This is a genomic window from Bacillus sp. SLBN-46 (genome assembly GCF_031453555.1).
Lineage (GTDB): Bacteria > Bacillota > Bacilli > Bacillales > Cytobacillaceae > Neobacillus.
In genome coordinates this window covers 807198-830459 of record NZ_JAVIZM010000001.1, presented here as the reverse complement: position 1 = coordinate 830459, position 23262 = coordinate 807198, and the positions used below count along the sequence as shown (strand labels likewise).

Here is a 23262-nt window from a genome sequence, read left to right as displayed (position 1 = left end):
TCCCTCCTAATGAATGCACTCAGCACACTAGGTCGTTTTGCTATAATTGTCCACCTAGTGTGCTAAGCTGATCCAATGAATTACGCTTCTATCTTCGCAGCATCATTCTTATCTTTTTTGAAAAAGCCATAGAGTAATGCCAGCAATACCAAGCCGACAACGGTAACCGTTACACCTGTTGCACCAAATGATTTAGAGATATTTCCAAGAACGATTCCTGATGCTCCAAAATCACTATCAGAGAACGTCGTATTCGCAAAGCCCAAATCTCCGAGAACAGGAAGTAAAAAAACGGGAAGGAACGTAATCAACAATCCGTTAGCAAACGACCCAATGGTTGCACCTCGAATGCCGCCTGTTGCATTTCCAAAAACCCCAGCTGTTGCACCGGTAAAGAAATGCGGAACCACACCTGGTAAAATAATGACGGATCCAGTAAATCCAAGGAAAATCATTCCCACAATTCCACCTAAGAAGCTACAGAAGAAGCCAATTAGAACGGCGTTTGGTGCATAAGGGAATACGATTGGACAGTCAAGTGCCGGCTTAGAATTCGGCACAAGCCTTGCAGATATTCCTTTAAATGCTGGAACGATTTCAGCTAAAACAAGTCGTACACCTGAAAGAATAATGAATACCCCAGCCGCAAATGTCACCGCTTGAATGATAGCAAAAACGAGATAATGAGTCCCATTGCTTAGTTCCTTTTCAACGTAAGACGGTCCAGCAAAGAGAGCAATGACCACATAAAGAACGGTCATCGTTAAAGCAATCGTTACGGAGCTGTCACGTAAAAACCCTAACCCCTTTGGGAAATTAATCTTTTCAGTAGAACGAGATCCTTTTCCAACAACCTTTCCAACAAGTCCAGAAAGAACATATCCTAAACTTGAGAAATGCCCGAACCCAACTGCATCGGTGCCAGTAATTTTTTTCATAAACGGCTGACAAATGGCAGGGAATACAGCCATGATTAAACCCAGTGCAAGAGAACCAATAATCACGAGCGGAACCCCTTTTAAACCTGAAACGACTAAGATGACAGCAAGCATACAAGCCATATATAACGTATGATGTCCTGTTAAAAAGATATATTTTAGTCTAGTAAAACGAGCAATCAAAATGTTCGCCAGCATCCCAAAGAACATTATGAAGGCTGTCGCACTTCCATACTCCGTTAACGCCATGGCTACTATAGCCTCGTTATTCGGCACAACACCTGTTACATGAAAGGCCTCCTGAAACATCTTACCGAACGGATCAAGAGAGCCAACCAGGATTCCCGCCCCAGCTGCAATAACAATAAAACCTAAGAATGATTTTGTCGTACCTTTAATGATATCGCTCATTGACTTTTTCTGAAGAACCAGTCCGATAAAGGAAATGAGTGCGACCAAAACTGCCGGCTGGCTTAAAATATCCATCATCAATTTCAGAAATCTTTCTCCCATTCAAAATGCCTCCCTTTTAATGGTTTTGCATTATAAGAGCCCTCTCTCCTGTAACACTTCCTTTATCTTTTCGCGTAATCCATCCATATCAATAATACTGTCAATCACCACAAGGTCGCCTAAATGCGTTGCTCCGTCTGCAATATCCTTGGCTGCCACAAATAAATCAGCTTGATCGGCCGTTGCCGAACTAAGATCGGAATGCTCTACCTCCACCCCACCCACTCCAAGCTCCAATAAAATTTGTTGAATATTCATCTCCAGCATAAAAGAACTTCCTAAACCTGAACCACAAACCGCCATTATTTTCATCGCAAACTCCTCCAACTTAACTATTTTTTATAAAATCAATCTAATTCAGAATATTGTTTGAATAAGCTAATGAAGTTTTCTTGCACACTTATTTCTTTCAGGAGATCAATGTTGTCTTTTTGACTGAGGAGTTTGGTTAATTGGGATAGTGCTGTTAAATGTGTTTTATTATCAATGGCTGCAATACAAAACAATAAACGTACAGGATACTTCACATTGTTTAAAAAATATACTGGTTTATTTAGCTTTAAAAAACTCATGCCTACCTGATTTACACCCTTTTCAGGACGCGCGTGCGGGACGGCTACCTCTGGGCCGATCACCACGTATGGACCAAGGTCTTTGACATTATCAATCATAGCTTCAATATAGGAAGGTTCAATCACCCCCTTCACGAGCAGTGGCCTGGCCGCTACTTTTATCGCTTCTTCCCAATCAGAAAGCTGGTCCGCCATTTGAATCGTCTCTTCTGTTAATAACTCCCGTAACACTGGCCGTTTCCTCCTATCAACCTCTTCTTTTTTGTGGAAGGTGATCGTACTTAATGCATTCCTCAACCCCTTTTCATGGTGAATAGTAACAAATGGTTCAAGAATTTGAATGAGCTCAGTGGCTGTCATCCCATGGTAGTTAATTCCCTGCAATTGTTGGTACACCTCATTAACTAAATTGTTTTTTTCAATTGGGGTCATTATGGGCTTAACTTCGTAGGTGGGGATATCCGTCTCCAAAGCTACGGTTGAAAAAATAAGATCATACGCGCCAAAATTCCCCTCATGAAATTCTTGTAGTGATAGTGTTTTCTCAACAGAAATTTCGGAAAAAAGCGACTCTACTTGATGTTTAACCATTAAAGAAGAGCTAATCCCACTTGGACATACAATGAGGGAAAGCTTCTTTTTCCGTACGCTTTTTTTCGGTTTTTCTAACAGAGCACCAAAGTGAATCGTGATAAATCCAATCTCTTCTTCTGGAATGGTGATCCCTAGCAGCGTCTCCATAGGTAACAGCAATTCCTTCACAATTGTATATAACTCTCTATGCTGACTTTTTATCTGTTCAAGAAGTGGATTGGTAATCGGAATCCGATACTTCATGCGAAAATAAGCAGGCTTAAGATGTTGGTACAGCGATTGAATCACTTCATTCTTCTTTTCAAAGCCAATACAAGCTTTGGATTCGAATTCACTCACCAACTGCAGACAAAGTTTAAATAAAAGATCACGGTCACCGTCTGGAATTAAACCATTTCCTAATGACAAGCCCAGTAGTTGAATCGTCAAGTAACAGATCTCTGACTCCTCCTCTTCAAAATGAAGAGATTGAATCAGTTGTATGGCCACCATCCTCATCGGATCTTGCTTTAAGACATCCATTTCACTGGAATGGAACTGAACAAACTTTTTTTCCCGAGAGCGGTAGGAATAAAGAAGAAGAAAGTAAGTAAATGGAGTAAGCCGTTCCTCGACAAAATGAAGCTTATAGTTTTTTTCAATCATCTTAATGACGCTCTTGAGGGAATCGATAGGGATTGAATAATCTGTCCGATTTAACAAGTAGTCTATCATTCTTTCACCATATGGCTCTTGCAGTATCTTGGACAGATGTTCCATAACCAGAACCCGCTTATCAAATTCTGTACCCATTAGATGATACCCCTGCCGTCGGGTATAACAGATTTTCACAAGAAACGGTTCATTCCATTCATTTGCTTTTTTCACATCCGAAATAACTGTATTTTTGCTAACCTGTAAGAGTTGAGTTAAATGAATGGATGAGATGGGCTCCTTACGAATAAAGAGATAGAGATAAATGAAAATCAACCGTTCTTCCTCATTTAAGACAAAGCCTCTTTCTTGACTGGTCATTTGTTGTTTACGAACATACTGCATAACGGAATCTGGCATTACGATTTGATGGATGCCCTTGAATGGGATAGGAGGAAGTCCATTCCCTTTCAACCAATGATTGATTTTATCCAAATCGTAGAAAATTTGCCGTTTGGTTAAGCGTGTATGGTCGATCACCTGATTTATCGTGGTTTCTTTCACTTTTATTAAATAATTCAGCAGCTGGGCAGGGCGTTTTTCAATCATCATTGGTCAACCTCCTACTACCATCATATTAGAAAGCGTTTTCATTATGCTTGATGATTGGTCACAATTCCTGTTAGAACAAACTACCAAAACTACGCTGAAGACCAGAAGGACGGTTCTCCTGGCACTAACCAAAGCCAGTAAAATCGTCCTTTTCGTCCTCTCTTTCCCCATTTTCACACCATTTCCCCTATAGGCTATACTATTCAAACGATTAATTGAAAATGCTAGAAACCGCATGAACAAAGCTCTTCTCCTAGATTACGAATAAAAACTTTGTCGTAAATCTAACAAGCATTTTCCCCTATCATTCTCCAAATATGAACAATTACCTGTGAATTGCCTTATTTCTTCATTCTTCCCCCTCATTCGATACTAATCGGACGATTAATTAATAAGATGTCATCACGATAAGTTAGGACACCTTGAATGTAAGCATAATTAAAAATGGACATGAAACTAAAAGGGGGTACCCAAAATGGATACCCCCTATCTACCACTTACTTAGCTATCGCTAGAATCTCATCATACGACTGAACGATAATAAATTTTTCTTTCAGTTCAAACTCTTTGCCCACACGATTGGCTTGCAGGTTCGTCACCGCACTTTTAGGGACGATATTATAGCGCGCTTTAAATGGGGTAGAAAAAATCATTTCCATTCCCCTCTTCATTTGATCCTCTAAATCATGTGAACTAATCTTTAAACCCGAAGTATCAACAATCAAATCATACTCACTTAAGTCTTTCCCTGAAAGGGTACTCTCCAATTCTGCCGAATAAGCGATACTTTCCTCCATATTTAATGAACCCTCTAGAGTGATCAGGAATTGTCTTTCCTCATGATTAACTTCAAGCTTATACATACTATTCCCTCCATAGTTAATTTCATTTAAAAGTGTAATATATTACCTATTTACTAGATATAATAATCGGCTTTTCTTAACAAATCCTTAATACAATTATTAACAATTTTCGACAAAGTTCTTAAAACGTAGATTTTCCAAATTAGCATTTAGCATTACCCTTCATCCGCTTGCATTCTTGATGTATATCAAGGAAATGGAATTCTCTTTTTGTAAAAATAAACAATATAAAAGAAAAAGGAGATTTCACCCATGGAAATTTTTACGTATGAAGATTTAAAAAAAATTGATAGACCCACCTTAGGCAATATGATTCCCCTCGAATTATTTAGAACCATCCGATTAATTGGGATGTATCAAGGCTTACCGATGAATGGGAAAAACACGACTATAGCTGTAGGAAGAAAAATTGGCCAAAGCCTCCCCGTTCAAACCATCGAGGATGCGTTACAAATATTTAAGGATCTAAAAATCGGCATTCCAACGATTATCAACGCTACAGAAAATGAGATTCATATTAAAATTGAAGACTGTTTCTGTAAAGGCCTTCCGATTCATGAAGGAAATATGACATGTGATTTAGAAGGGGCAATTTTAGAAGGCGCTTTTTCCCTCATTTATGATAAAAAAGTGATTGTTCGTGAAGTGAAATGTAATGTAAATGGCGATGAGCATTGTGAATATGTGATAAAAATACTTGGTTAGTGGAAAAGAAGTTCTGTGGGGGTGGTTTGCTCCAGAACTTCTGAGTATTTTCTTATGTGCAATACTAATTAATCGTTTGATTAAAATACTCCCCCCCTCTCACGGACGCCCCATCAACAAACTCCTTTCTAAAAAAAACAGAAAAATACCATTTTTCCCATCAAATAACTTAACAATTTATTACATTTTCCGATAATCTACTATTAAGTACAACTTTTGTTAAATCCAACCGACGGGAGCAGCAGCTATGTTAAATGAGTATGATCAACAGTGTATAAGAGATATTCAATCTATGACGGGTCTTGGTGAGAAAAAAGTTACAAAATTATATGAAGCAAATGATTGTGATTTTGAAAAGACACTAAACGATATTAAAAATAAAATAAGTTTAGGAATTATAGAAATAGTAGGTTCTAAGGCAAGCGGTATAGTCTATGGAAACGTTAGTAATGCCAGTACTCTATATGGGACGGACCGATTTAGTACCCCTAGAGGACACGGCTTTGCAGCAGAAAGAGCGAATCACCTTTATGACAAAGTGACGGGCAAAAAAGTGGAATTCTTTGGTGAAGATATCGACCCAGCAACAGGAAGAATTATAAAAAATGGTGCGGACAGATCGGTTAATGGAGTCAATATTCAAACCAAGTATTGTAGAAGTGGAAGTGAATGTATTAAGCAATGCTTCGAAAATGAGAATTTCAAATATTTTAATCCAGACGGCTCGCCTATGCAAATTGAGGTTCCATCCGATAAGTATGATGCAGCACTACAAGCTTTGAAGGAACGAATAAATAAGGGCCAAGTCAAGGGAGTTACGGATCCTAATGAAGCAGAAAACATCATTAGGAAAGGACATTTTACATACGAACAGGCTAAAAATATAGCAACGGCAGGTACAGTGGAGTCTATTACATTCGATTCTGTCAATGGTGCCATTATTGCAACGAACGCCTTTGGTTTAACAACGGTTTTAACCTTTGCCACATGCGTATGGAATGGTGAGGATTTTAACACAGCGATTAAAACAGCAACCTACTCAGGGCTAAAGGTCGGTGGAACGACTTTTGTTACAGCTGTTTTATCAAGCCAATTATCGAAAGCAGGATTAAACAGTGCATTAGTAGGAAGTTCAGAAGCAATAGTGAACATCATGGGTCCTAAAGCATCGGCTTTGTTAGTGAATGCCTTTAGAAGTGGAACCAATATTTATGGAGCTGCAGCAATGAAAAGTGCAGCCAAATTATTAAGAGGGAATGCGATCACAGGTGCTGTTTCTGTTGCCGTTTTATCTTCAGTAGATGTCGTTAATATTTTTAGAGGAAGAATTTCAGGAGCTCAGTTATTTAAAAATGTGGCAAATACAGCTTCTACAGTTGCCGGTGGTACGGCTGGCTGGGTAGGTGGAGCTACTGCTGGTGCTGCCATAGGCTCAGTGATCCCTGGAATTGGTACGGCTGTTGGCGGAATCGTAGGAGGATTACTTGGCTCATTTGCTGGTGGAACGGCAGCAAATAAGGTGTCAAACAAGGTACTCAATGAATTTATTGAAGATGATGCAGATGAAATGGTTCGGATTATCGAAAAAGTATTTACCCAATTGGCAGAGGATTATTTGTTAAGTCAAAAGGAAGCAGAAAATATTATTGATAGCTTAAAAGATAAGTTAACTGGATCAACCTTAAAAGAAATGTTCGCAAGTTCAGATAGAAAAGTATTTGCACGAAATCTATTAATAAACCAAGTCGAGAGTGAAGTGAAGAAGCGCGAGAAAATCTTTATACCTTCCCAAGAAGAAATGGGACTAGCCTTAAAAAGTGTTCTAGAAGAAATAGCCGACAATTCCGTGTTGGCGTAGATACCACAGGGACGGTTCGGGTGGCTTTAACTAATGCCATCAAAACCGTCCCCTTGGTTTTAAAATAGATAGAAAGGAATGACAAAAATGTACGATTCGACCACCATACAAAAAGAGTCAGGCCATCACCGCGCAGCTATTATTCTATTCCCTATTATTCTTTTCTTAGGGTACTTTCATCCTGCCATAGCAGGAATAGGGCTAGTGATATTCTTTTTAGTTACCTCTTTTCGGTTACTGAAAACCATGATTATTTATATGCTCATCTTAGGTGCCCTATCGGCGCTCATTCCTCCATTGGCACCCATTATATTCATCATTATGATTATCCTTTTTATTAGGCGGATCGGATTTGTCATTAAGAATTGGAAACCTTTTGTGGCTGGTATTTTCATCTATGGGGCCGCTGGAGCTCTACTTGCGAAAATAAGTTCGGACCCTTACTCATGGTTGTCGTACCGGTTTTCCTCTGCCGTATTTACGGAAGCTGTAATCGTCGCTGTCATTGGATTCTTTGTATTGAGGAGTGTCTTAATCTGGCTGTACCAACAAGGTTATACGAGTTCAACGGCACTCGGCATCATGGGGAGCGCACCACTAATTATCATTTCATTTATTCTTCCATTCCTAAAAATGCATATTGGCGGAGACTTCTTTGCCCATGACGCAGCGTTTACGGATGGTCATGTTGTGACGAGTGGAGATCATGTGGTACCAAACGGAGGTCATTCTTCCGATTCGGCCATAGCTAATGGATCAAATCTACAACATGTACAAGCCCATGTTAGAACCGCACCGGATGGGGATCCTACGAACAACTTATCCTATCATGGACCGGATGCTAAACCACCCAATACGCAAAATCTGGTTCAAGTCCATGACTATGTGAGAACAGCTCCTGACGGCGTTGTAACCAATAACCTGTCCTACCATGGTGGGCAGATTACACCAGGAGCCCCCTCAAATGTCCATATGACCGAGGCAGAGGCTATATTCCCTATTCTAGTCAATGAAGCCGTTACAGCAATCAATCCTGGTAAAATAAATAAAGAACAGTTGAATAAAGTAACAGAAATTACTCAATCAAACCCTTCAGGACAAACTACTGTTGACCGGTTAGTTAGTCGGTTAACACAGCCTAGTGAGGATAAAAAAACAAATCAGCAACATTGATTAAAAGGGGACAGTCCCCCGCTGCGTTAAAGCGCCGGGGGACTGTCCCCCTGCAATCAGCTCGAGAAGACGTCATGCCCTAATATTTCTGGAATTTGCAAAAGATCGAATACTTGATAGACGTCCTCACTTAAATGGGTAATCGTTACCTTCACTTTTCGTTCTGTAAGCTCCCGAACTTGGTTCATTAATAACCCTATTCCTGTAGAATCAACAAATAAAACATCTTTAAAATGTAGTTCTACCTCTTGGTACTTCTTTAAAACAGTAAGCAATTCTTCTTCCATCAATTCTGTGGCCTCAATATCTATATCTCCCTTTAACAGTGCGGTCGCCTTTTCCACTTCATGTATGATGATCTGATATTCAAACATATATTCTTCTCCTCTAGATTCGTTTATAGGTGGTTAACAATTTAAAATAACAGCAGTCTTCCTTCAGGTGTTACTCTAGCGAAAACACTTTTTTCCTCGCGTTCAAATTCGTAGGATTGATTTCCAATTTGGATGATCGTCCCTTCCAGCGCATGGTTTATTTGGATTGTTTGTCCTTCAGGGACACGAATACGCGTCACCAATCCACCTTTTGTTCCTGTCTCTTCTGCTTCCACCCCAAGTGCCGAATATACTTCTCCCCCACGGAGACTTCCACTGATTTTCACTTTTCCTTCAGAATGAATAGTTGAGTTAATACAGCCTTTTCCAGTTATAGAGATATCTCCACAGCAGGTAATTTCACTATTCAATGCATACGGAAGGGTCATCATGGCATTTTCATCCTGGACATCCGGACATAGATCATGAATTCGATCTGCCAATGTAATAATGTCTGATGCTTCCTGAAATTGTGTAGGCAGGACCTTCAAGAATCCGTTAGATAAATCTATCAGCAGTTCTTTTATTTCTGCCTCTAGTATTTGTAGTTGATCAGCTCTTGATATTAGCTCGTTTAAATCCTTGATTAAAGCTGGTAAGGTTTTAAACTTTTTCTCCAACAAAATTTTTAGCAGGGAACTTAATCCCATTTTCACAATATCAGATGTTTTAAAAACAGGAGATTGATACACTTGGTCAACTGCTTGGGCCAATCCTTTTAATTCCGCAGAAACTCTTCTCATTACATGCTCTATTTGTAAAATTAAATCATTGCTCTTCCCTGCGTGAAGAGAACTATTAAACACATTTTGACAGATAATGATGCTATTCCCTGAAATAAGTTTTGATTGTTCTACCGTCCCCTGAACATAAATGTCGCATAACGCTAGGAGCTCCATCCCACCTTTTACATTCCCTCTAACTTCAATATCTCCATAATATCGTAGATTGCCAGACACAGAATCAACATCTGTTGAATGAATCAACCTAGGAATCACAGACACTTTTGTTTTCAGTTCTTTGGATTGAATAGACAGCCTTCCCGATTCCACCGCGACCAGCTTAGAACCTTGATCAACAATGTCGACTCCTCTCCCAGTTTGCACTACCATTTCTCTTACAGCTTCGGGCTTAATGTCCTCGCCCGTTACGGTATAACCTATTTTACCCGGCTTGGAAGGATGAATGATTCCTAACAGGTGTCCTGTTTCCACATTAGGAAAGGTAGTAAATCTATGAAAGTCTAGTTTTCCATTTTTTATGAATTTCCACCTATTATTCTCCCAGTTCGTATCTACTACTGTCTCTAGCCAACCATCTTCGCCTTTAAAAGGTTCCACCCCTTTAGCAATCAGATATTTTCCTGGTTCTGTTGCATCCATGGCCTTTTGAATCTCTTCCCTACGGATCCCTATTCTTATACCTAACTCTTTCATTTTTTGTTCAATGTGAATGGGTTGAAGAGGATTGATTGCTTTCTCCTCTACCGATACTTCAAGCTGTAAGTTAGAAATCGGCTCCTGATCAACCAATCGATATGTTTTTTGAAAACCTGGTTCCACCTGAAGCGTGGCCTCCATTTTTCTGTCATCCAGACTAATAGACCAAGTTGGTTCTTTCCTTTCTGCTTTAAGTTCAATTTTGACTTGATCCTTTTCCATGAGTACTGTTGTTTTCCTAACCAATTCCCCGTTTTTATAGAGGTTTATTCCCTTAACAGGTGTAATGGTCGGGTAATGATGGTCCGTTTCCTTACAATAAACTCGTCCATCTTTCACCCACACCTTACCTAATAATCCGTTCTTTTCATTTTTTCTATATTTAAAATTTATACTATCAATCTCGTGGGAAACATGGTGATCTGCTGGGTGAGTTTCCATGTTCAATCCACCCTTCGACTGCTTTGGTTTTTTGATTAAACGAACCACAGCTGGCTTTGTCCCAAGGATACCAAACAACCGCTTTGTCTCTGGTTGAATAATTTCAATATCTACCTGAGACTTCGGTATATCCAATAAACTCAGACCGTTTTCAATGGCTTGATCAAGTGTCTTCCCTCTTGAAATCATAACTTCACTCATCATGCATGCCTCCTTCCGATTGAATCATTGGTGAATTATAACAGGCGATGTCTGTTGAGTGCTCGCCTACTTGTAGAATCACCATGGTGATATCATCTTTTTGATTCACTCCATTCATAAATTGAAAAACATCTAGAACAACTGCTTGTTCCAGTTCCTGAACACTTCTTCCTTGATTTTGCAGCAAGGTAGTAATTAGCCGCTCTAATTTGAATTGCTCTCCCTCTTGGTTTTGGGCCTCGACAATTCCATCCGTATAAAAATAAACAGTTTGAGTGGGCTTTAAATGTATCTGACTTTCATGATAGACCTGGTTTGGTAAACCTCCCAGCATCACTCCTGTGACTTTTGGAAGTTCCTCCACTTTATTTTCATCAAAATAGAGAGGAAGATGATGACCCGCGTTTGCAAAAGTAAGAATTCCTAGTTTGGGGTCCCAATCTGAACAGAAAACGGTAACAAAAGATTTTAGGGAACGCAGATCGTTATATAAGGCATTATTCATTGCCGTTAACGTTTCACCTGGGCCTGCCGTACTTTCAGCTGCACTACGAAATGCCCCTCTCGTCAAAATCATTAACATGGCTGCAGGTATACCTTTCCCCATCACATCCCCAATAACAATCCGTATTTTTCCATTAGCTAGAGGATAGAAGTCAAAATAATCTCCACCAATAAGTCTTGCTGGAATGGAAGACCCAATCACTTCACCAGAAATTAATTTGGGAGGTTTTGCATTTAAGAGTTGGGTTTGAATATTTCTAGCTAAATTTATTTCTCGTTTCAAAATACGTAATTCATCCTGCGTTTCTTCGGACACGGAAGGAGCATGTTTGAAAGTAAGTCGGTCACGAAACTTCAAGTCATGCTCCCTCCCTTTTGAGGACCTTCATAATCGTAAATAAACCAACTACCTCAAAAATCTGCTTAATCCCTTCATCCATCCCTTGTAATTCAATAGAAAAATTGTTTTCCTTTGCTAGATAAATTAATTCCATAATGGCTCCTATACCTGTAGAGTCAATAAATTCCAGGTTTGAAAAATCTAGAATGAGAGAATGCACCTCAGGTAATACTTCGATTTGTGTAACAAAGTCTTCTATTGTAGTAATATCTAAAATACCCTTTATTCGGATAACGGCGCACTTTTTTTCGTGCTGCTTTTCAACTATTAAACTCATTTTCCCCCTCCTCGCCCTTTGTCTGTAACCACTCTTTGATGACCTAAATGAAAATTCTTAACTCTCTATTACCAATCCGTAGCTAAACAAACCACTTTCTACAGGCCTTTTCCGGACCACTTTTGCTTGAAACGAAATGCTATTCTCTACTTCAATGTTTTTAAAAGTAAACACTTCATGCAATTCCAAATTCAATTCCGTAACGATTCGCAATCCGTTTTTACTAGCATCATCCATAGAAACAATCTTGTAAAAGGGTTCTAATATCAACAATTTCACCGAGGTGTCAAAATCAACTCTTCCAAACTCTCGACGTTCGTTTTCCATATCTTGTACCTCCCTCATTCCTACCATTTAACAACACGTATTCTCCTCCCATAGGTTCAACCTATTAGGCAACATCTCCAGGCTCATCGTTATTTTTTCTTTGCTGTTTATATTCAATTAAAATGCTAGTCCCTTCAGAAGATGTATAAATGGATACCCCATTAGAAAAATTTGATATCATTTTGAATCCTTGACCTAATGAACGTTTACTAGAATAACCCGAAACCAAGATAGTTTTGGGAATTTCATGCAGTGGGATCCCTGATCCTTTATCAGAAATTAAAAACTGCAGTAACTGACCTCGTCGGTATATCGATAAACTCCCGCTAGTAGCGTGCTTAAGAATATTCGTTACTGCCTCTGAAACAGCCACTTGTACCTGCATGGAATTCATTTCTGTTGGCATTTGTTGCAAAACTTCCATTGTCAATTTCCGGCTTTTCGGTACATCCGAATTGCTATTTACTGGAATATCTGCGATTTGTTCTCCTAACTGTTTCATAAGGCTAGTTTTTGAAGAGTGAAGCGTAATTTTTCCATCTGAAACGGTGTTTACCACTTCTACATAGGACTCTAAAATGTGTTTTTCCAAACTCTTTCTATAACCTAGATAAGGCGTAAGATCATGGACAAAAATCGTAATCTCACCATTCGGCTCTAAATGAGCGTGAAGGTCAAAGGTGTGATGATCACTTGTAAACGTTTCATGAACCGTCTCTTTCCGCTTACTAGCTATTTCTGCTAGAGAAAGAGCAAAATCGATAGGCAGCTCATTTTTTTGTGAAACAACTGTGCCATTTTTTACTTTAATGAAGTACGATTCTCCTAAATTCGAATACGTGCCATGTTCAGAGTATTGATGAACTGTTTCCGTTTTTGTCTCCTCCTGATATGGAAGGATGTTCTCCAGTACCATCTCGATATGATGCAGTTCCACTTTTTTTACTAATTGAGGATCTAACCACGTTCCTGATTTTTCTACAAGCAACTTTAAAATCGTTTCCGGATCATGATTACGTGAAATAAAGTGATCTAACTCGTTAGCTAACGCTAAAATTCTAGACTCAAGGGGAATCTCTTCTCCCTGGAGTCCTTTTTGGAAAACCCTTTCCATCCCACCGTTCATGGTGATAGAGAATCCAATCAGAAAAGGATTCTTTCGGAAACATCGTTTTAACCATCTCCACTGCTTTTTCAGGATGTGTTTTATATTCACGTTCCTCTGAAAGAGTCATGTCTCCTCTTTTTCTAAAAATATAGGATGGAAGAAGAGCTTTTCCGATATCATGAATAGTAGCTGCTTGCACCAAATCAAACCGCTTTCTCTTCGGATAAGCTAAGTCTTCCAGAATTGTGTCACAAATGATCCCTACACGATTTCCATGTCCTGCGAGACTAGGGGTAATACGACCTTCTAGAACCTGAATGAATGCTTCTGATATTGACTTTCTAAGGGTTAGCTGTTTGATAGATTCACGAGAAAAGAAGTTAACCACTAATAGGAAAAATAACGAGTAGAACATAGAGAAGAGTAATTCAGTATCAGATTCAATATAAGTTAGACGGGAAAGGACAATGATACTAACAACCACAGGAATTAGTAATTCAACTATTTTCGTTTTAAGATTGGTAAACATTTTTTTACCAAATATAGTTACCTCGATTCCCTCTAACAACATAAAATTCACCATTTCAAATACTACGGAGACAAGTCCAATTCTAAATAACAAGAATACCGATTCCGTCAATTTCCAGACCAGAAGGGAGGCAATTATAGAACCCACATACATTCCAATGGTTACAAAAAGATGAATCAGCCGGACTTTCCTCATTTTTAAACTCTTTAAAAAATAAGCACCTGTGGCTAGATAAATCGCTAAGATGGAAAAAGAAAAGCCACTGTGAATCAGCAAAAACAAGAATCCAATACTGCCTGCTGAATATTGGTCCCCACTAGGCAATCGTACCGGACAAATTTCTAAAACAATTACAATCCCGGCTATAATCAAAAAATAAGGCATGAAAGACGTATTTACTTGAGTTATTGAATACAAAAAAGATACACAGGAGATAATTACTAAACTAATCGTGTACCCATTTACCACTTTCATTGTCTCTCACCTTTTCGTTTGATCTTTGAGGAATGAAAATAAATCAAGAGGATTATTCCAATGCCAACTAAAAAGTCACCAGGGCTTAATACAAATCGAAAAACTGGAATCCAATCACCCAGAATCCAATATGGCATGGAATCTTCCATAAGCTGGTGTCGAGAATCACTCTCGAAAGAAGGATCTGTTTGTCCTGTTAGGATGAGAGCTTCTTCAGAAACAGGCATTAATCCCCCATGCAGCAACAGTGCCGACAAATTTAATAGCGCCCCTGCAACCATCCATTTGATCCCTGCCAAATGTCTGTTCTTCCATAAACCGATAATGATTCCAAGGAAGGTAAGAACAAGAATCCATTCTAGCTTGTTTTTGGTTTCAATCGTGATGAATGCAAGAGCGATTTGTACGCCAAAGCTGATAATAATAAGAAGAGGCCATTGAAATTCAATATTATGAATAAATGTCAGCGGATTTCTTTTTTTTACTAGTGTAAAAAGGATGGCTAATAATAGAAAATATTTCAATTTCAATGACCTCCTACTAATGAATGAAAAAAGACTTGGCGACAATCCAAGGTGACTGATCCAAGGTATCATCCAAGTCTTTACTTATTGCTTAACCCCACCACGGCTTACCAATTACCGGTCCTAGAGCTGCAGCAACTACTGCACAAACTGCTAAGATTTTTTTAACGTTAGTTTTCACTTGTTTCACCCCCTTTTAAAAAACCTAAACACTCCTTTTTTGAGGTTAAATCGAACTTTCTAACAAGGGTTAGAATTTTATGTTGACTTTTCTTGTGATGAATCCTTGTATCAATATTATCTATATTCCGACAATGTATGACAATATCATTAGACTCATATGTATCAAGTCCTACTCAACATGTCCTAATCATGGTACCAACGACCCATTTAACAACAAACGAAACAAAAAGGGGACTGTCCCCCACCCGACATACTACCAACTTCACTTATCACGTGTAAAAGCAACAGATAAAGTAGGGATTAACTCGGTTTCGGTTTTTTACAAAAGCCGATCACGCAGAAATCCTTTTCTGTCCCTTTAAAATATAATAGTCAAACAAGTACCTATGAAGGGTCACTTCCAATACAAGCTACTTTCGAAGAGGGCGTTTATAAAACCTGGTTCGTCTCTATTTATGACACATTATTGCAAATGCTTTATTAAACACCCATTTGTCAGAAAATTGAAGTGATTTCACGAAATTGGAAGGTTTTTCAACACACAATCTTTAAAATTGAAAAAAGAGAACTTATTTAAGTTCCCATTAGCCGATGCACTTCATTGATTTTCAACTTTGATATATAAGCCTTTTTATCTGATTGTGGAAAGGTCGCTGCGTATGTTTCACCTAATGATTCAATCTTGGAGATTCGCTTCAGGTTCACCAAATAGGAGCGATGCGTTTTAAAAAACGTATCTGGTAATCGGTCCTCAATTTCTAAGAGTGACTCCATCGTTTCAAACTGATCCGTTTCCGTATGAATAACCGACTTTCTTCCTTCTTTTTCTATAAATAGGATCTCGTCTGGAGCTAGATAGACAAAGGCCTGATTCGATTTAAATAACAGCTTGTTGACACCTTTTTTATGCTTTTTCGCTTCGATGCTTTTGGCCATCTGTATCGATTTCCTCGCCTTTTCCAGTGCGATGAACAGCCGCACCCGCTCAATCGGCTTAACGAGATAATCGACCGCCGAAAGTTCAAAGGCATCAATGGCATATTCATCGTGACCTGTTGTAAAAATAACCTGTAACTGCGGATGCATTTCCTTACAGATTCTCATAGTTTCAACCCCATTGACATCCGGCATCCCAATGTCTACTAAGGCAATCTCAGGCTTTTCTTTTTTCACTAATTCGATACATTCTTTACTGCTGGCGGCTTCGCCAATCACACGATAATCAGGTACTAATTGGGTAAAATGGGATAAAAGCATTCTTGAAGAAGCATCATCATCGACGACAATTACTCTCATTTCTCCCATTCGCATCCTCCTCTCATTCGCGTGATGCTCCTTGTTAGCTTACGCAGAAAAATCACGGATAAAGCGCTGATTTGTTATTTTTTGCGGCTTTCCTAATAAATAACCCTGGGCAACGGGAACATGTAGTCTTTTGGCCTGTTCTAAATCGAGCCCTTGTTCAATCCCTTCCAAAATAACACCCATTTTCCCCTTTGAGTATTGGATGAACAAGGCAATCATCTCTTGTTTTTCTTCTGAATCCGCTAATTCTTTAGCGAAATAGCGATCCAATTTGATGTAATCCGGTGTAAACTCAATCATTTTTTGTAATTCGGCCGCCCCTTTGCCTATATCGTCCAGCGCAATCAAGAATCCTTTCTCTTTCAGGTGCTTCACACGTTCTTTTAATTCTTTAATTTCCCAAATATCGTCTTCAAATTTGGTTTCACTTAATTCAAAGACAATTTTTCCATAGGCGTGAGGAAAGGAGAGTAGAAATTGATCAATAAACGCTTCGAATCCTGGATGAAGAAGGGTTGACGGATAGATATTAATAAACAACCGTTCCTCGTTCAATTGATGGAGTGGAAAGCTTCCAGCTGCACCAAGAATAGACTTCGTATCGAGTTCGTAAAGGATCCCTGCTTCTCTTGCTCTTTCAAAGCAAGTCTCGATATTTCCTTCAAAAAATCCATCTGGAAAGCGCAACAAGGCTTCATATCCAAACAGACTCATGTTGGTTACATTCCACATTGGCTGATACACATGTTCCATTTTCACCAATGGAAGCTGATTGATTTCTCGTCCGCTCATCACCAACTCTCCCTTCCTCTTTGCCTATATACCCAAGTACTTCTATTTCTAGGCTTTAACTGTAACTTTTATCACAGTTTCTGTCTAATCACGATTCGACACGAGAGGTAGGGATTTCTGCCAATTATGGATAGGAAAGGACAGCATGTGACAAAAAGTGGACATTTCACGACATTCTGACAATGCTTTAAAGAATAGGTAGAAAGGCGGGTGTTTCTTCCTGATATTTCCTACTATTGGCTGTTTTGCACATGCTCAGCGATTACTTCAAGGAATGAGGCAATGTCTATTGGTTTCGTTATATAGTCGGTAAAGCCGGTTTCGAGCGCGCGGTGAATGTCTTCCTTAAGGGCATTGGCACTTAAGGCAATGACCGGAATTTGCTCCGTTAACGGGTTGGATTGTAATCGTTCAAGCACCTCAAATCCATGTAGGTCCGGCAGATGAATATCGCATAGGATTAAATCTAATGGATGTTCAACTGCTGCCTTTAACCCCGCATTTCCCGTCATCGCAGTAAACAGCGTGACACCAGGGAACGTCGCGAGAATCTCCTTCACTAAATATAGATTAGAGGGATTGTCTTCTATATAGAGAATCTTATATGTCTTATTTATGCGGAGGCGTTCCATGCCATTTTCCTGCGGTTTAAGTGGTGCGTCCAGTTCACAGGTGGCTTTAGGCAGACACACCCACATATCGGTTCCCACTCCTACTTGACTGTTGATTCCGACCTCGCCGCCCATCAAGGAAACAAGCTGTTTGACAAGGGAAAGCCCGATTCCTGTTCCCTCTGTATGCGCATGATTGATTCGGTAAAAAGGGGCGAAAATCATTTCCTGCTCCTCTTTTGGAATTCCCACTCCTGTATCTTGGACATGGATACACAGCTGGTCATCGTTCACGTCATAGCTGATCCGCACTTCCCCATTATCCCGGTTGTACTTGATGGCATTATCCAGTAAATTCAAGATAATCTGCCGCAAGCGAATCGAATCAGCATACACATATCCATCCTGTAGGTGGTTGGCATTATGAATGATTTGTACTCCTTTTTGGTCCGCCGCCGATCCAATCAGATTGATACATTCGTTGGTCACGGTATCGATTCGGATGCTCTCGGTGGAGATCATTAATTTTCCCTCTTCAATTTTCGAGAGGTCGAAGATTTCGTTAATCAACTGGAGCAAGTGCCTGCCACCCATAGTGATTTCTTGAACAAACATCCGCTGCTGATTGGTGAGCGAGTCATCTAGCTCAAGCAATTGGGCAAATCCTAGAATGCCGTTTAACGGGGTTCGAAGTTCGTGACTCATATTCGAGAGGAACCGGGATTTGGCCAAATTGGCCTTTTCCGCTGCTTCCCTTGCCTCTTGGTTGGCACGTTCCATTTGCTTACGTTCTGTAATTTCTTCGAAGGTCCATAGATGCCCTTTTAGTTCTTCTCCCACATAGAAGGGGAAATAGCTTCTTTTTAAAATTTTCCCGCTAATCAACTCGATTTCATCTGTTAGGGGCTGTTTGTTTTTAATAATATTTATTACCTTTTCTTCCTCCAATTGAACATTCTTGTAGTAGGCTGAACGATAGCGGGTGACATTTTGTCCGATTAGTTTTTTTATGGGTACATCAATCTCAAATAACTGACAGTGCGGCCTATTTAGCGCGATAATGTTGAGATCATTATCCAGGACTAAGATGGCAATGGGGAGATTATCAATCATCGTTCTTCGTAAGGCGTGGGATTCTCTTAATTTTCTATCACTTTCCACTAAAATCCGTTCCGCCCGCTTCCGTTCGGTAATATCGATCCCTGACCCTATGACCTCTACCACCTTGCCGTTTTCCATTACCGGTTTTAAGCTCACCATATAATCTGTCCCATTTAGCTCTTCTTCATAGTTCACGACCTCGCCCTGCCAGGCTTTTATATAGGACTTTAGCTTATGTTCGGCGTATTCCAATGGTAAAAAGTCTCTCAAATCCTTGCCGACGACAATTTCAGGGGTGAGGCCAAGCTTGGCTAGGAGCTCGCCTTCCGCTAAAGTATGGATGTAGCGCTCCCCGACTTTGACATATTTCAGCGTTAATCCTTGCTGCCTTTGAATGGTATTAATCAAGTCCTGCTGTGCCTTCTTCATTTGTTCGGCCAACAGGATCCGCTCTTGTTCCGCTTTTATTTTATCAGAGTAAGTTAATACGATGATTGACAGGATGATGATGATGGTTGCTAAACCCACTATATAGGCAAGCCGATCGATTGATACCACCACATTGCTAATAGTGGTAATTCGTTCTACTTCAATTGACAGAGGGCCGCCCGATAATTGAACCGCCTCCATGGCCGTGTAGTGAACAGCTGAAATCCCTAAGCCCATGAATATCGAGCTAATTAATTTTTTTAAAGTGATATGCGTTAGAGCATTTTTTATATAAATAAGCAGAAGAAAAATCCCGCCCCCTACTATCATGGAGAGAAACAACGTGATGAGTGACAGGAACAAATTATAATGGACCGTTGCCTCCATTTGCATCGACAACATCCCGATCACATGTGTACCAATGATGGAGAGCCCCATTACGGTGACACCCATCACCTTTGAGAGAATGGGAATGGTGGATCGGGCCGTAATCACATAGACACAGGTCGAACCCAAGAATATAAACACGAAAGATAGAAAGGTTAGACTAATATTAAAGGTGACTGGCATGTGAATCTCGTACCCAAGCATGCCAATAAAATGCATCGTCCAAATGCCGATGGACATAATGGCGGCACCTGCAAGGATCCATGTTTTTCTTTCTGTTTCCTTTGTTATGGCAAGTCTTGTCATAATTTTTAACGAGGCGAACGAAGAGAAGATAGCAATAATGACGGATAAAATGACAAGCTTTGTATCGAAAGATCCTGTATGGACCATGAATATCACACCTTTAACTGAGTATCCCCATCATCATAATCAAAATATTACCAACGTACAAATAATAATTTTTTAGTTCAAACGTCCGTTGGCACCTTTAAGCCGGGATTTGCGCATTTCAGTCGGGAATGGGCCCATTTCGCTCCCTCACTATCATATTTTGTCAGTTCCGTGCTACGATTGGTTTTACAAATCACTGGGAATTTGGGCATAGGGAGCAGAAGGCGTATGACCTATTTAATTATCTTGATTGAACAATGTAAGAAAGAGCTAGCTGAGCGGGTAGAAACGTACGGCATTACCTCGGCTGAAGCGGTCGAATGCAGCCAACAGCTAGATGAATATCTGAACCTATTAAATCAGGTAACACAGAAAAAGGAGTAACCACGTGTGAGAGTGTCTCCACATGTGGCTACTCCTTTTTACTAAAGCATACGTTCTCTGACTTCATTGATTTTTAGCTTTGACAGACTGGCTGTCTTGTCATAGTCCTTGAAACAAACTATATAGGTTTCATTCTGAGGCGTAATTTGCGAGATTTTTGCCAGATTAATAATATTCGAGCGATGCGCTTGGAAAAAGGAGTCATCGAGCCGGGACATAATCTTACTGATGGCCTCACTTGTTTCAAAGATCTGTGTTTTCGTATACACCAGGCATTTCTTCCCTACTTTTTCAATAAAATAAATGTCCGAAAGCGGGATGTACTGCGTACAGTTTTGCTCCTTTAAGGGGAGCATTTTCATTTTTTGCGCCTCCGCTTCGCCCTCGCCCCATTCAAACTGAAGAAGGTTTTTCGCTTTTTCCAAGGCTGCCATCAAGCGATTCCGGTCAATTGGTTTCACCAAATAATCGACAGTCGCAATCGCAAACGCCTCGATCGCAAATTCATCATAGCCCGTTAGAAAAATGAACTTGAGCGATGGATGGAAAGAAAGGCATTCCTTTACCGCTTGCAGGCCATTTTTCCTCGGCATATTAATATCTGTGAGCACGAGATCCGGCTTCACAGTGATCACCATCTCCACGAGCTCCTCCCCGTTCGTGCAGCATCCGACTAACTGAAAATCTGGGCGTTCATCTAAGAAATATTTGATAATTTCCATGGAGTCGGGATGATCCTCTGCCAGTATCCATTTAATCGGTCTCATAGTGTTTCTCCCCTTTGATTAACGCTGATTGGGAATCGTGAACCAAAACCGGCTTCCCTTGCCTAGCTCACTTTTGACTCCCACTTCCCCTTGTAGTTCCTCGACAAACTGCTTGACAATGGTTAAACCAATGCCAGCTCCTTCAATATTGACATCCCGATTAAAAATTCGGTAAAACGGAGCGAAGATTTTTTCCTGTTCTTGTGGTGGAATGCCTATTCCGGTATCACTCACGATTAATTTGATGCTCTCGCCCTGCGGTTCACAAGTGACTTTCACCTGTCCGTTAGGCGCCGTGTATTTAACGGCATTGGCTAATAAATTCAGTACTATTTGTGTTACCCGTTTCAAATCGGTGTGAATCATGACGTCATCACATGTACTTGTGACATGAATCCCTTTGCGGTCCGCGAGGGGGCGGATCATTTTGACACATTCCGATACCATGGAGCCAATTGCCACCGGTTCCACCTGGAAGGTGCGCGTGCCTGTTTTCGTGCGGGCAATGTCAATCATGTCATTGATGAGCGATAATAAGTGCCGGCTCGACTTCTGAAGCTTCTGCACTTTATCCTTTTGTCCGGCAGACAATGGATCTCGTTGGTCCATCTCTAAAATCTGAGCAAAACCCATGATCGAGTTGAGCGGTGTCCTCAGTTCATGACTAATCATGGATAAAAACTCCGACTTCGCTTGATTGGCTTTTTCCGCCTCTTCTTTCTTCTCTGTCAACTCGGCAATTAAGAAGGTTCGCTCTAAGGTAGTCGCCACCTGCTGGCAAATGGTAAAAATAAGGTCAAGCTCCTCTTCCGTGAAATGCGACCGCTTTCTTGACCCAAAAGAAAGAGTTCCAATTAGTTTACCGTATGACATTAATGGATGACAAGCGTAGGCTTTGATGCCCCAGCCTTTTACGAGTTGCACACGGACGTCATCTGAGGTATCAATCTTTTCTGCGACAATCCGCAGGCGGTCACGGGCGACACAGCCACAAACTGCTTCCCCCAGTTCCAGCCACTCAATTTCTTTAGCCGTTGTTTCAGGAATCCCGCTGTAGTTCATTAAGCGGATTTTGTTGGTGTCCGGATCGTACAAATAATTAAAATAGACATCTAGGTCCAAGTATTCGGCTAAATCATGGAACAGCGCGTCTAGCAAAGCTTTTGGTTCCTTTTTATAAAACAAATGATTGGCTGCCTCCGTTAACAGTTGCAAGCGCTCATGCTGGACTTGGATTGTTTCTTCAATTTGCTTTTTTGGCGTGATATTCCTTAGGAGAACAGTCGCCCCATCCTCAGACGGATAAATATAAACTTCAAGCCATTGTGAGGATTGGGTCTGGATCTCAAAATGGATGTTACTTTGTTGACGAATCGCTTGGTTGATTTTCTTCTCCAGTCTATCAGCGTTTTCGTCTGGAACAACTCTACTTATAGGTTCCCCCGTTTGTGTCGCATGGGTTATTTCTAATAATTTGGCTGCTGGTTGATTGATATATGTGATTTGTCCTTTTAAATCTATACTAACAACCCCATCAGATATGCGCTCTAACGCCGACAGGGCAGGGTAAATATTGACTCCCATTTCATCACCTGCTATCTGGTTTAGTTGATTTCTATGTTTGTTGGTACGTAGTTTTTAAATGGTCATTATTCTCCTAAAATAATGGTAAACTATTTTTTCAAAAATTTTAACATGTAAAAGTTAGTAATTTTTTGGTGAAAAAAGGACAGATGAGTACTTTATACCTACTCTTTACTCGTCCTTTCGTCCATTTCACGTCCTACGGATTGTCGAAAGTTCCTGCGATATCTAAAATTAATCTATTAAGCTATTTCAATATGGAGGTGC

At 40.1% G+C, this 23262-nt stretch carries 21 protein-coding genes; 4 read left to right on the top strand and 17 right to left on the bottom strand.

What is annotated here, in order from left to right:
* Positions 1–80 precede the first annotated feature (80 nt).
* The 4 genes from QFZ87_RS04375 to QFZ87_RS04360 form a co-directional block, all read right to left on the bottom strand.
* A complete protein-coding gene (locus tag QFZ87_RS04375) occupies positions 81–1451 on the bottom strand; it encodes a PTS ascorbate transporter subunit IIC (protein WP_309858186.1) in 1371 nt (456 codons plus the stop codon).
* Between the two features lie 30 nt (positions 1452–1481).
* Complete coding sequence (locus tag QFZ87_RS04370; protein ID WP_309858184.1) at positions 1482–1763, bottom strand: PTS sugar transporter subunit IIB; 282 nt, start codon at positions 1761–1763, stop codon at positions 1482–1484.
* Positions 1764–1798: 35 nt separating this feature from the next.
* On the bottom strand, positions 1799–3862 hold the full coding sequence (locus QFZ87_RS04365; RefSeq protein ID WP_309858181.1) for a BglG family transcription antiterminator: 2064 nt from the start codon (positions 3860–3862) through the stop codon (positions 1799–1801).
* Positions 3863–4359: 497 nt separating this feature from the next.
* On the bottom strand, positions 4360–4725 hold the full coding sequence (locus QFZ87_RS04360; RefSeq protein WP_309858176.1) for a hypothetical protein: 366 nt from the start codon (positions 4723–4725) through the stop codon (positions 4360–4362).
* Positions 4726–4977: 252 nt separating this feature from the next.
* On the opposite strand from QFZ87_RS04360, the gene QFZ87_RS04355 reads away from it, so the two are divergent.
* From QFZ87_RS04355 to QFZ87_RS04345, 3 genes are all read left to right on the top strand, one after another.
* Positions 4978–5430: a V4R domain-containing protein gene (locus QFZ87_RS04355; RefSeq protein ID WP_309858173.1), complete on the top strand. Its 453-nt coding sequence runs from the start codon at positions 4978–4980 to the stop codon at positions 5428–5430.
* A 247-nt stretch (positions 5431–5677) separates the two neighbouring features.
* Positions 5678–7288, top strand: a complete 1611-nt coding sequence (locus tag QFZ87_RS04350; protein ID WP_309858170.1) for a hypothetical protein — start codon at positions 5678–5680, stop codon at positions 7286–7288.
* Positions 7289–7366: 78 nt separating this feature from the next.
* Positions 7367–8461: a hypothetical protein gene (locus tag QFZ87_RS04345; RefSeq protein WP_309858167.1), complete on the top strand. Its 1095-nt coding sequence runs from the start codon at positions 7367–7369 to the stop codon at positions 8459–8461.
* A 56-nt stretch (positions 8462–8517) separates the two neighbouring features.
* On the opposite strand, the gene QFZ87_RS04340 is transcribed toward QFZ87_RS04345, so the two are convergent.
* The 11 genes from QFZ87_RS04340 to QFZ87_RS04290 all read right to left on the bottom strand — a co-directional run bounded on the left by QFZ87_RS04340 (position 8518) and on the right by QFZ87_RS04290 (position 20260).
* On the bottom strand, positions 8518–8835 hold the full coding sequence (locus QFZ87_RS04340; RefSeq protein WP_309858164.1) for an STAS domain-containing protein: 318 nt from the start codon (positions 8833–8835) through the stop codon (positions 8518–8520).
* Between the two features lie 41 nt (positions 8836–8876).
* The gene (locus tag QFZ87_RS04335) at positions 8877–10919 is read right to left on the bottom strand and encodes a flagellar assembly protein A (protein ID WP_309858161.1); all 2043 of its coding nucleotides are present in this window, start codon (positions 10917–10919) and stop codon (positions 8877–8879) included.
* The gene (locus tag QFZ87_RS04330) at positions 10909–11778 is read right to left on the bottom strand and encodes a PP2C family protein-serine/threonine phosphatase (protein ID WP_309858159.1); all 870 of its coding nucleotides are present in this window, start codon (positions 11776–11778) and stop codon (positions 10909–10911) included. The genes QFZ87_RS04335 and QFZ87_RS04330 overlap by 11 nt, the downstream gene beginning before the upstream one ends.
* 1 nt (position 11779) lies before the next feature.
* On the bottom strand, positions 11780–12097 hold the full coding sequence (locus QFZ87_RS04325) for an STAS domain-containing protein (protein WP_309858157.1): 318 nt from the start codon (positions 12095–12097) through the stop codon (positions 11780–11782).
* A 57-nt stretch (positions 12098–12154) separates the two neighbouring features.
* A complete protein-coding gene (locus QFZ87_RS04320; protein ID WP_309858155.1) occupies positions 12155–12424 on the bottom strand; it encodes a PilZ domain-containing protein in 270 nt (89 codons plus the stop codon).
* Between the two features lie 64 nt (positions 12425–12488).
* Entirely contained in the window at positions 12489–13538 is a 1050-nt protein-coding gene (locus QFZ87_RS04315) for an ATP-binding protein (protein WP_309858152.1), read from the bottom strand.
* Positions 13489–14535, bottom strand: a complete 1047-nt coding sequence (locus QFZ87_RS04310; protein WP_309858149.1) for an HD-GYP domain-containing protein — start codon at positions 14533–14535, stop codon at positions 13489–13491. Before QFZ87_RS04310 ends, QFZ87_RS04315 begins: the two co-directional genes overlap by 50 nt.
* On the bottom strand, positions 14532–15059 hold the full coding sequence (locus tag QFZ87_RS04305; protein ID WP_309858146.1) for a DUF5317 family protein: 528 nt from the start codon (positions 15057–15059) through the stop codon (positions 14532–14534). Before QFZ87_RS04305 ends, QFZ87_RS04310 begins: the two co-directional genes overlap by 4 nt.
* A 756-nt stretch (positions 15060–15815) precedes the next feature.
* Complete coding sequence (locus QFZ87_RS04300) at positions 15816–16547, bottom strand: LytR/AlgR family response regulator transcription factor (RefSeq protein WP_309858144.1); 732 nt, start codon at positions 16545–16547, stop codon at positions 15816–15818.
* Between the two features lie 39 nt (positions 16548–16586).
* Positions 16587–17339, bottom strand: coding sequence for an EAL domain-containing protein (locus QFZ87_RS04295; RefSeq protein WP_309858141.1), 753 nt, complete (start codon positions 17337–17339; stop codon positions 16587–16589).
* Positions 17340–17572: 233 nt separating this feature from the next.
* Positions 17573–20260, bottom strand: a complete 2688-nt coding sequence (locus QFZ87_RS04290; protein ID WP_309858138.1) for an ATP-binding protein — start codon at positions 20258–20260, stop codon at positions 17573–17575.
* Positions 20261–20488: 228 nt separating this feature from the next.
* Between QFZ87_RS04290 and QFZ87_RS04285 the strand changes: the two genes are divergently transcribed.
* The gene (locus tag QFZ87_RS04285; protein ID WP_309858134.1) at positions 20489–20644 is read left to right on the top strand and encodes an aspartyl-phosphate phosphatase Spo0E family protein; all 156 of its coding nucleotides are present in this window, start codon (positions 20489–20491) and stop codon (positions 20642–20644) included.
* 41 nt (positions 20645–20685) lie between these two features.
* Here QFZ87_RS04285 and QFZ87_RS04280 read toward each other — a convergent pair whose 3' ends face one another.
* On the bottom strand, positions 20686–21411 hold the full coding sequence (locus tag QFZ87_RS04280) for a LytR/AlgR family response regulator transcription factor (protein ID WP_309858131.1): 726 nt from the start codon (positions 21409–21411) through the stop codon (positions 20686–20688).
* Positions 21412–21429: 18 nt separating this feature from the next.
* Complete coding sequence (locus QFZ87_RS04275) at positions 21430–22995, bottom strand: sensor histidine kinase (protein WP_309858129.1); 1566 nt, start codon at positions 22993–22995, stop codon at positions 21430–21432.
* Positions 22996–23262 lie beyond the last annotated feature (267 nt).

Bases quoted from the DNA above. Each gene is read 5' to 3' on its own strand.
- QFZ87_RS04310 (WP_309858149.1), bottom strand. From the start codon at position 14,535: ATGAAAGTGGTAAATGGGTACACGATTAGTTTAGTAATTATCTCCTGT.
- QFZ87_RS04365 (WP_309858181.1), bottom strand. From the start codon at position 3,862: ATGATGATTGAAAAACGCCCTGCCCAGCTGCTGAATTATTTAATAAAA.
- QFZ87_RS04285 (WP_309858134.1), top strand. From the start codon at position 20,489: ATGACCTATTTAATTATCTTGATTGAACAATGTAAGAAAGAGCTAGCT.
- QFZ87_RS04320 (WP_309858155.1), bottom strand. From the start codon at position 12,424: ATGGAAAACGAACGTCGAGAGTTTGGAAGAGTTGATTTTGACACCTCG.
- QFZ87_RS04335 (WP_309858161.1), bottom strand. From the start codon at position 10,919: ATGATGAGTGAAGTTATGATTTCAAGAGGGAAGACACTTGATCAAGCC.
- QFZ87_RS04340 (WP_309858164.1), bottom strand. From the start codon at position 8,835: ATGTTTGAATATCAGATCATCATACATGAAGTGGAAAAGGCGACCGCA.
- QFZ87_RS04315 (WP_309858152.1), bottom strand. From the start codon at position 13,538: ATGGAAAGGGTTTTCCAAAAAGGACTCCAGGGAGAAGAGATTCCCCTT.
- QFZ87_RS04290 (WP_309858138.1), bottom strand. From the start codon at position 20,260: ATGGTCCATACAGGATCTTTCGATACAAAGCTTGTCATTTTATCCGTC.
- QFZ87_RS04345 (WP_309858167.1), top strand. From the start codon at position 7,367: ATGACAAAAATGTACGATTCGACCACCATACAAAAAGAGTCAGGCCAT.
- QFZ87_RS04295 (WP_309858141.1), bottom strand. From the start codon at position 17,339: ATGAGCGGACGAGAAATCAATCAGCTTCCATTGGTGAAAATGGAACAT.
- QFZ87_RS04370 (WP_309858184.1), bottom strand. From the start codon at position 1,763: ATGAAAATAATGGCGGTTTGTGGTTCAGGTTTAGGAAGTTCTTTTATG.
- QFZ87_RS04280 (WP_309858131.1), bottom strand. From the start codon at position 21,411: ATGAGACCGATTAAATGGATACTGGCAGAGGATCATCCCGACTCCATG.
- QFZ87_RS04300 (WP_309858144.1), bottom strand. From the start codon at position 16,547: ATGGGAGAAATGAGAGTAATTGTCGTCGATGATGATGCTTCTTCAAGA.
- QFZ87_RS04275 (WP_309858129.1), bottom strand. From the start codon at position 22,995: ATGGGAGTCAATATTTACCCTGCCCTGTCGGCGTTAGAGCGCATATCT.
- QFZ87_RS04325 (WP_309858157.1), bottom strand. From the start codon at position 12,097: ATGAGTTTAATAGTTGAAAAGCAGCACGAAAAAAAGTGCGCCGTTATC.
- QFZ87_RS04350 (WP_309858170.1), top strand. From the start codon at position 5,678: ATGTTAAATGAGTATGATCAACAGTGTATAAGAGATATTCAATCTATG.
- QFZ87_RS04375 (WP_309858186.1), bottom strand. From the start codon at position 1,451: ATGGGAGAAAGATTTCTGAAATTGATGATGGATATTTTAAGCCAGCCG.
- QFZ87_RS04360 (WP_309858176.1), bottom strand. From the start codon at position 4,725: ATGTATAAGCTTGAAGTTAATCATGAGGAAAGACAATTCCTGATCACT.
- QFZ87_RS04355 (WP_309858173.1), top strand. From the start codon at position 4,978: ATGGAAATTTTTACGTATGAAGATTTAAAAAAAATTGATAGACCCACC.